At 61.2% G+C, this 5027-nt stretch carries 3 protein-coding genes and 1 pseudogene; 3 read left to right on the forward strand and 1 reads right to left on the reverse strand.

Translation table 11 applies throughout. From position 1 onward, the window contains the following. Nucleotides 1-602 precede the first annotated feature (602 nt). Both KHP60_RS24635 and KHP60_RS24640 read left to right on the forward strand, forming a co-directional pair. A pseudogene (locus KHP60_RS24635) lies at nucleotides 603-1714 on the forward strand (IS110 family transposase). Nucleotides 1715-3073: 1359 nt separating this feature from the next. Then, nucleotides 3074-3517: a transglutaminase-like cysteine peptidase gene (locus KHP60_RS24640; protein WP_409366319.1), complete on the forward strand. Its 444-nt coding sequence runs from the start codon at nucleotides 3074-3076 to the stop codon at nucleotides 3515-3517. 60 nt (nucleotides 3518-3577) lie between these two features. On the opposite strand, the gene KHP60_RS24645 is transcribed toward KHP60_RS24640, so the two are convergent. Continuing rightward, nucleotides 3578-3847: a hypothetical protein gene (locus KHP60_RS24645; RefSeq protein ID WP_213566909.1), complete on the reverse strand. Its 270-nt coding sequence runs from the start codon at nucleotides 3845-3847 to the stop codon at nucleotides 3578-3580. A 794-nt stretch (nucleotides 3848-4641) separates the two neighbouring features. On the opposite strand from KHP60_RS24645, the gene KHP60_RS24650 reads away from it, so the two are divergent. Next, complete coding sequence (locus KHP60_RS24650; RefSeq protein WP_213566910.1) at nucleotides 4642-4803, forward strand: hypothetical protein; 162 nt, start codon at nucleotides 4642-4644, stop codon at nucleotides 4801-4803. Nucleotides 4804-5027: the final 224 nt, after the last annotated feature.

Raw genomic sequence — 5027 nt, forward strand, 5'->3', positions numbered from 1 at the left:
CAGGTTTCGACGATCTCATTGGGCGTGCCCGGACGATACTGGAGCTTTGGGATGATAGCCCGCTCAGCCGCATAACCACCGACCATCCCAGAGGCGCCAAGGAGAAGAACGACCCACAGCATGTTTGTTCACCCCAAGCACTCCGCCGACCCTTGGCTCAGGTGCCATGATGACTGCTTCAAGAATTTCTCACCTCGCCACCCGGTTCCTTATCCTGGAGTATTAGGAAGTTGGCGATGCGCCGCTTGCGATCTGCCTGCCACAACAGTCTTGTCACTACGGCCTATCTGAAGGTCAGCATCAGCATCGCCAGAATTGCCAGAAGCGTCTCTCGCCGGATCATGGCCGCTCCACTTTGATCGCACCGCGATGCATGGCTCGTGCCAGCCGGTCATCTTGTGGCACGACCATGGCGCACCCAGACACCCCAGAAGGATCAACGGTAGAGGATAGATTAGCCTCCCGGCAAACCTCACCGGCAACGAGGCGTGGAGTGCGGATGTGTAGGCAGACGAAGGACCGCTAATGGGATGGTCCGGCCGTGCTTCTGCCCCGCTTGTTCGTAAGCTTTGGGGCTTCGAGCCACGCAAGGAGCACGTCTCATGTCACGGTCTTCTTTCTCTGCCGCCATTGCCACCCTGGGCATCGATCTGGGCAAGAATAGCTTCCACATTGTCAGTCAGGATCAGCGCGGCGCCATCGTGCTGCGGATCAAGCTCTCCCGGCCCCAGCTCACGCAGCGCCTGGCCAACCTCCCGCCGTGCCTGATCGGCATGGAAGCCTGTGCCGGGGCTCACCATATCGGCCGCCAGCTTCAAGCCCTGGGTCATGACGTACGCCTGATCCCGGCCCAATACGTCAAGCCGTTTCTGAAGGGCCACAAGAATGACTATCGCGACGCCGGAGCCATCGCCGAGGCGGTGCAACGGCCCACCATGTCCTTCGTGGCGATCAAGGCCCCGGACTAGATGGATCTGCTCGCCTTGCACCGGGTCCGCTCGCGTCTGGTCAGCCAACGCACGGGTGTGACCAACCAGATCCGCGGCTTCCTGCTCGAGCGTGGCATCACCGTGCGCCAGGGGCTTGCGCCCTTGCGGCAGGCCTTGCCAAGCATCCTGAGTTCGTCCTCTGACGCCCTCTCACCTCGCATCGTTCGCCTCATTGCCGATTTGGCTGAGGATTGGCGTCAGTTCGACGAGCGCATCGCTGAGGTCTCCGCCGAGATCGAGGCGCTGGCGGCTGAAGATGAGCACTGTCAGCGCCTGATGAGCGTGCCGGGTGTCGGACCGATCATCTCGTCCGCTGTCGTGGCGGCGATCGGCACCGGGGCTGGGTTCAAGCAGGGGCGGGACTTTGGCGCCTGGCTCGGGCTGGTGCCCAAGCAGGAGTCGACCGGCGACCGCACGATCCTGGGCAAGATCTCCAAACACGGCAACAAGTACCTGCGGACGCTGTTCGTGCAGGCGGCGCACATCGTGCTGGTGCGCCGGCCGCATGGGGCCAGGCTCGGCCTGTGGCCCTGGATTGAGGCGGCGGGACGACGGCTACACCGCAACNCAGGCTCGGCCTGTGGCCCTGGATTGAGGCGGCGGGACGACGGCTACACCGCAACATGCTGGTGATCGCGTTGGCCAACAAGCTCGCCCGCATCGCCTGGGCGGTGCTGGCGCGTGGTCATGCCTATCAGCCGAGGAGTGCCTCTCATGCAGCCTGATACGAACTTACCTCTGAGACGCTACGGAGGCGGTTCAGATGAACCATCAACGCTGAGGGTCGAACGATGACATCCGTTAGCTAATCAGCAGTTTCCCGTCGAGGTCTGCGAGATGAAGGAGGAGATGGACGAACGGTCTGCCCGGCGCAACCACAAGACTGGGTGCCATGATGGCCCATTGAGGTCTTACCGCTAGTCAGCCTTGGATGCGGGCGGATCCCCATGATGGCCCGGAGCTAAAGCTCCACCACGAAGCCGAATACATTGATGCAGCTCTCACGTTCGTCAGTCCGCCAACATCATCTTGCGACGCACGGCCGAACCATACATCGTGGCACGGGGCTGCCGTTAGCCGAAATTCCGCGTTGGCGGGGTGAGCTGACCTTAATAGGCAAGAGCGCAATGGCTCAGGTTGACCCCATCCTGACCTTCACCAGATAACGGGACCCGGAAGCCCTGCGGCTGCCCCGCAGCGGTCCAAGCGACGCGTCGCCCCGTATCAGTCCGGTTGCGAACGACGCTTGAGCCCGCAACTCCGGATCACCTCTGTTGGCTTGGAGCGATGGGCTCCGTTCCATCCACCCAGGATTGGGTAGCGGCCTCGCGGGCGGTCCGTTCGTCTTGGAAACCCTGATCCGTGGTCTTCTCGAACCCGCAGACGTGGCACTGGACAGAGGCAGTGAAGCACCCGTCTTTCGTGGCAACGCTCAGGACCGATGCCGCGTCACATGAACACTTTGGGCACAATGTCTGGACCATCGGGTCCCTTCTCTCCATAGCGAGGGCCGTCAGCGGATCCAGAGTATCGCAGATGGTCCGGCAGTGTAGCTCAGGACGCCGCGACAAATTTGTGCAGTGCGGAATGGGACCGTTTGTGGGGCGAGCCGTCCGGTGGGGCTTTGCCCGACCACTCAGCAGGAGCCGGGTTTTCAGGTGCCAGGCTTGCCTCGAATGACATGACTTCTCAGAAAGCCAAAGGAGTTGCCTAACCAACAGGCAAATGCGCGCATTATCAGCGATTGGCGAACCTAGAAAGGGCATTCAAGTGGTTCCTGCCTAGTCCTTGCGCAGGTCTACTGGGCGTGGACCAATGCCCAAGCAATAAGCCAAGCGAGCAAGACATGCACCGAATGCATCGGGGGGACTTCACGCCCAAGAGGAGACGTGTGTCTATCGTGTCCTGAGGCGGGTGAGCCAAGCAGCCGCTCTGCTGTGTCTCTGGGCCGCTCACCCTGTCCTCGCCGGGACGCCCGAACCCGCTCCTGTGGCGCCGCCAATCGTCAGCGAGGATCTTCGCCCATCCGGAGAAGCCGGACCGACCTTGGCTTGGATGCAATTCTGCGATCAGCATCCACGGGAGTGCTCGATCGATTCCTCCGAACCGGACACCATCCCGCTGACCGACGGCACCTGGGCCTCCAGGAGATCAACCAGCACGTCGACCGAACGATAGCGGCGGTGCCGGACCAGGATCACTGGGGTGTGGTGGATCGCTGGGATTATCCGGACGATGGGCTTGGAGACTGCGAGGACATGCAACTGCTCAAGCGCAAGCTCCTGGTTGAACGGGGACTGCCGCAACGGGCGATGCGCATGACTGTCGTCATCGATGAGGTGGGCGCCGGGCATGCCGTGTTGAGGGTGCGTACGGATCGCGGCGATCTCATCCTGGACAACAAGAGGGATGCCGTTCTGCCCTGGCAGCAAACAGGGTACGTCTACGTCAAGGGTGAGGGAGCTGATGGTAAGGCCTGGGTCCGGTTCGGGGATCGGATTGCACCTACCGCGACCGCAGCCAAGTAACGGCCGTTCCAGCAATTCGCAGATGGGGACTGTCAGCACGACGTCGGGTCTTGCCCCAAGTTAAACGTTACCTCGCCTGAAGAAGACGACGTTGGCACTGCTCTCAACCGCCTTCTGTAGGTGCGACAGCTCCATGAACGCGTGGGCGCGGTACAGCCTCCACATCGGGCTGGTCACCTCTTGGAAGGGGACTTCCGGGTTGGACGTCCACCAGGAATCCCACTCCTGGGCGGTGAAGTCATCGCCGTAGGCGTGCGTCACAATCAAGTCCGGATCGAAGCCATCCTCGACGCAGAGAGCCTTCGCCCTGGCCCTGATCTGGCTGTCCATGATGTCGGCTGTCTCCTGGACCCGCGCGTACAACATGATCACTCCGCAATCGGCTTGGATGGGGGGAGAGGTTGGCTGCGCTGCTCCATGCAGCGTGTCAGCTCTTGGATGATCCAGCGTCTGGCCTGGCGTTTTGAGGCTCGTGTCATGGTGACCTCCTGCGATGCCACCAGGATCGCTCGAAACACCCCGTCCTTCCGTGACCGGGGCCACACAAGGCTTGTGCGAAAGCCATCACAGTCATTCCTGCGGTGAGGCGGCTCAGAAGAAAGGATTCCCTTTGGTCCTCCCCGACTGGGTAAGCGACCTCCCGGCCTGACCGTGCAGAGGTCAGGCATCACTGGCCAGCCCCACGAGGTGGTCGGGGATCAATGTTCGTGGATGATTGGTTGTGGCGTCGGCGCTACAATAAACCTTCTGGGTTATCTTGCTATGATCCTGGCCGGCATCTCCGTCCTGCAATTGGGGGTGGCGAGTCAGTGTCTAAGTCGGCTCCTGGCACGCCTGAGATGTGAATCAGCATCGAATGCTGACCCGCGAGCCAACTGCCACTAAACGCATGACTTTGCTGGTGCATTCATGGCGTCGACGGGGTCATCATCGCTACCAATCATGCCCCGTCGAATTTTCATTTTGTGTTGCCAAATCAAAGCGTTGCGCCTCCCTCTCCAGGGGCCAACCTTCGATGCCGGTGCACATCAGGGACAGATCACAGTCACCCCGCCTGGCGTGGCCTGCAGGCAAGCAGCGAGGAGTGGACCACCGGCTTTGTGATCGGGGCCGGCACGGCGCACATGCTGACTCAGAACATCTCAATCCGGTCTGAAACGCTCTACTACAACCTGACCGACGAGACGCTGACGCTCGCGCGGGCAGGGGATCAGGTGAGCTACCGCTTCAAGAACGATGGCTGGATCAGCCGAGTGGGCGTCAACGTACGCTTCAGAGAGCTATGACGGAATTTAGGTGACGGGGCCGATCAGGCGGCGCTGTTTGTCGGCATCGGAATGACCTCGCTGCCGTCCTTATTGATCTGGCTTGGGAGAACTTGAACTACGCGGCATAGCGGAATGGCTGATGCCCGAAGTAGCTTCGGATCCTCTCGGGCAGCTTTGTCAGCCGGCGCATATGGCTGATGACGGTTCGTTTGAGTTCGTGCTTGCTGCGGGCGGGCGGCTTG

The sequence above is a fragment of the Microvirga sp. 3-52 genome (genome assembly GCF_018383585.1).
In the GTDB taxonomy this organism is placed as follows: domain Bacteria; phylum Pseudomonadota; class Alphaproteobacteria; order Rhizobiales; family Beijerinckiaceae; genus Microvirga.